This window comes from Varibaculum sp. (assembly GCF_008661855.1).
GTDB classification, from domain to species: domain Bacteria; phylum Actinomycetota; class Actinomycetes; order Actinomycetales; family Actinomycetaceae; genus Varibaculum; species Varibaculum timonense_A.
Window position 1 is genome coordinate 1 of record NZ_RPZY01000043.1, and the last position, 3,720, is coordinate 3,720.

Sequence of the window (3,720 nt, forward strand, 5' to 3'; positions counted from 1 at the left end):
CGGCTGGTTTAGCAAGCGGCTGGGGTGGGGGCTTAGGTTCCGGCGAGGGCGATGGTTCTGGTTCGGCAGTGTTGAAATCTATTTCCTGTTTCCGGGTTGCCTCACTCGTGTCTTTGCCGGGGCCTGTGCGTACCGAGGTCAGTCCTTTCCTATTGAGTTGGATAACGAGAGAGTAATAGCCGGTCATGATTTCAATTTCGGCTTTAACAGTGCCAACTCCGGTAGATTTCCAGGGTATTTGGAAGCCTTCGCTTGTGCTTTCGCCTTGCCATGTTTTAGTGCCACTGTCTTTGAATACAGCCGGACCATCTAGCGTGGCCGTGGCTTTAAGTCCTTGGCTGGGTTTGCCTAGGGCGTTGATCCAACGCAGGTTAATAGTTCCCTCGGACGTGCCATCGCCTTGGACGGTTGGTGAGCCGAACTTTTCGGGTGATGCGTTTACTGCTTGGTTAGCGTATTTTTTGGCTAGTTCCACCACATCGGGGTGTTCTTGCTGCATGGCGGCCGTGGCCTTGGCTGCGCGCTCGCGTGCGGGGCGGAGCAGTTCTGAGTTCGGGTCGTGGCTAGGGTCGAGCGCATATGCCGAAGCGTCAAAGTTGAGCCGGTTAAGCAGTGATATGGCGGCGCGAGACTGGGTGGTATTAACAGATTCGTAGGTGGCTAGAATCCACCCCATCTGTGTGCCAGTCACACTGAGTTGGGGGTCTTGGTGGTTATCAACGTTGGTTGTGTTAAGAAAGTAGCCTTGCGAGTCGTAGGGGATTTTATTGGTGAAGATGGTGGACCAGATGAGGGGGTCATGTCCGTCTGGGTTTTTCAATCCTCCAAACCACACAAGATTGTCATCGATTTGTAGGTGGTAGCCTTGCCCGACTTCTTCTAACGCGCTGTCTTTTGATTCGGGAGGTAGGGCGTTAGCTGCAAGTCCTGCGCTTGTTGCTAGCACGGCTGTGGCTGTGATGGTCATAGCCGTAGTTTTCATGAGTGTTTTGAGTCTAGACACTGTTTTTCCTGTTCGTCACCGGTGTTTGTTTCAGTCCGCGCTTGGGACTTCACTTACTGCGTAGGGTGTGCGCGCACAGTTAAGGCCCGCACCAAAAGGTGCGGGCCTTAACTATCCCTGGAGGGGATCTTGTGGGTTAGTTCTTGCGTCGCTTAGCTACGAGGGCACCTGCACCACCCGTGGCTAGTAGTGCGGCTACGCCTAGCGGTGCGAGGTTTGCGCCGGTCTTGGCCAGGGCCGACCCGCCACCGGAGTTGTCAGCGGCTGCGAGCTTAATGGTCTGATCCGTGTCATCAGCATCCGTGTGGGTGCCCACGAGCTGCCCGTCTGCGTCGTAGACGTATTCAAAGGCAACAAGCTGGGTGTTTGCCATGCCGGTAGTGTCCAGGTTGGCTACTACCTTCCCGCAGTCTTGCGGAGTGTTGGGCGTGAACTTCGCGGTCGCTTCATACTCTGTGCCGTCTACCATGACCATCTTGCCGGTGGTCTTGTTGTGAACCTTGAGCCTCAAGGTGTATTCAGTTCCGGGAACAAGTTTCTCGTTCGCGTCACACACCTTGTCAACCAGCTTCGTGTCCTTGCCAGGCTTCAAGGTTTTTTCACCGTTTTCGCCGGTGAACGTGGTCTTGAGCTTCGGCCCATCAGCTGTGATAGTGAACTGCTCGGTCACATCCTCTACAGAAGTAGCCAATGGGGTTACGCGGTCATCACCGGCGAAAGTAGAGATGAATACGTAGGTGCCGGCTACTAGCTTGCCGTCTGCACCCTTCTTAGCGATCCACGACGTGTCACCAACGCTGGGGTAGACACCGTTCTTGGCTGGAATGGTGACGGTTTGACCAATCTTTTCAGCCTTGTCGCGGTTCGCTTCGGTTACTTTAAGGCCAGCGGGGAAAAACAGCACTTCGTGAGAGATGAGTTTCTCGTCTGCCTTGAATCCGGCTGCGCCTTCAAAGTTGGGGTGATCGGACGGCATTCCGGTGACGAACACGTCATCTACTAGGTAGGTACCCGCCTTGGTGTCACGCACACTCAACTTCGAATCAATCTGAGCTGGGTGTCTTACTGACGTGGTTTCGTCTGCCATGCCATAGTCGTCAACAAAGTCGGCCTTAATGTACTGAGACCAAGCAGCGTCCTGGTCATCGGCTTTTACTTCCCACACCCACGTGTAGAAACCGTCCTTGGGTGCGGCCCCTGCGCTAGCGGTAAGCACCGTTTCAGGCCCGTTGGCTTTGACGATGACGGACTTGATGAGTTCTGCGCCTTCTGGCACGGTATCGCTCTGTTCTGCTGGAGCGAGGGGGTCGATGTAGTAGAGGCTTGCGCGGTAGTTCACGGGCACATTGGTGCCATCGATGTTGAGCCACTTACCGTCCCCGTAGTTCGGGTCAGCGTTCGGGGTGAACGTGTCAGTCAGCTCAGCGCCGCTGTCAATGACCTTATCGGTATCCCCATTTGAGAGGCCTTGGGGGCGGAAATCGAAGATAACATCCCCCGTTGGAGACTGAACGGTCTTAGATGTAACTCTCTCAATATCGAAAATCACGTCCTGCCTGCCACCGCCAGGCGACGCATAGCCGAGAACAGGGGCGGGAACGTTACTGTAAGTAACATCAGCAAAGACTTTGCCGTTGGCGGTTGAGTGCCACTTGATTCCATTGATTGGAGTGCTGGCGGTCGTGCCAGTGTAAGTATTAGTACCCGTTTCGTCGAATACGGCTGGACCGTTTAAGGTCGCGGTGAATGGGTAGCCGGATACAGGCGAACCGCTTGAGTTGCGTACCTGAATTCCGTTGAATGTCCCGTACATGTGGTTGGTGGTTTCTGGTTCACCTGCTTCCCATCCGACGACACCGGCCGCTTTGGCTTCTGCGACCATTTGGCGCGCCCGGTTTTGAATGTTAGCCGGCGTGAGTTGGAGTAGCTCATTGACATTCGCTTGAGCGCGACCCGAGTTTTCAAAGTTCACGTGTGCAAGGAAGCCTGTGGCGGCCGCGTCTACGTCAGTATTTGAAAACTCTAAGGACTTTGGCGTGTACCACTTCATGATGTACGCCATCTGAGCAATATCAACACTCAGATCAGCCGGACGGCTAAGGCCAGGCTGACTCGTCAGCTCTCCGGGGGTGACGGCAACTGCCGCCGAGGGATTGACCGCGTCAGCCTGAATACACAGACCAGGGGTGGGCTGGCCTTGGTAGGGAATCCACGTGCCAAGCCAGCCAACACTTCCTCCAATAGGCACGCCGCGCACCCAAGAGCCTGCCGCGTGAGCCGGTAGGGCACTCAGAGAGCCGACAAAGATAAGCGCAAGCGCTGTCAAAGCGAGAGCTAGCCGGTAAGCCAGCCCGCCCTTAGTGGCGCGAGGCGCGTCTTGAGCGTGCGTGGTCATAGGAATACTCATCACTACTCCACTTTCATATAGGTTTGATGATCGATCACGAAACCCATTCAGGGGCTTCACCTATTACGTGGAGTGTGCGCGCACAAAGTAAGGGGGCACCCGGTCGGGCGCCCCCTGGACTCATCGGATTCGCAGGTTGCTAGTCACATCCAGCGATACATCCGTGATCGTTCGTCCAATTTCCATTCTCATCTGGCTGCACCTGGTGGTGCCAGCTTCCGTCGTCGGTGGCTTGTATCCATTCGGGGAAGTTTGGGTTATAGCAGTATGGTCCGCCGCCGCACACGTCACCACTACCACCGCTGTAGCC

2 protein-coding genes are annotated in these 3,720 nt (G+C 55.5%); both read right to left on the minus strand.

Translation table 11 applies throughout. The annotated features are described in order from the left end of the window. Nucleotides 1–1,003 (minus strand): hypothetical protein (locus tag QZT94_RS05220; protein ID WP_296773248.1); only part of this gene is annotated, 1,003 nt, incomplete at its 3' end. Between the two features lie 136 nt (nucleotides 1,004–1,139). After that, the gene (locus tag QZT94_RS05225) at nucleotides 1,140–3,410 is read right to left on the minus strand and encodes a VaFE repeat-containing surface-anchored protein (RefSeq protein ID WP_296773250.1); all 2,271 of its coding nucleotides are present in this window, start codon (nucleotides 3,408–3,410) and stop codon (nucleotides 1,140–1,142) included. Nucleotides 3,411–3,720: the final 310 nt, after the last annotated feature.

What these genes read in the sequence shown, in the direction of transcription:
- QZT94_RS05225 (WP_296773250.1), bottom strand. Translation starts at nt 3,410, where the DNA reads ATGAGTATTCCTATGACCACGCACGCTCAAGACGCGCCTCGCGCCACT.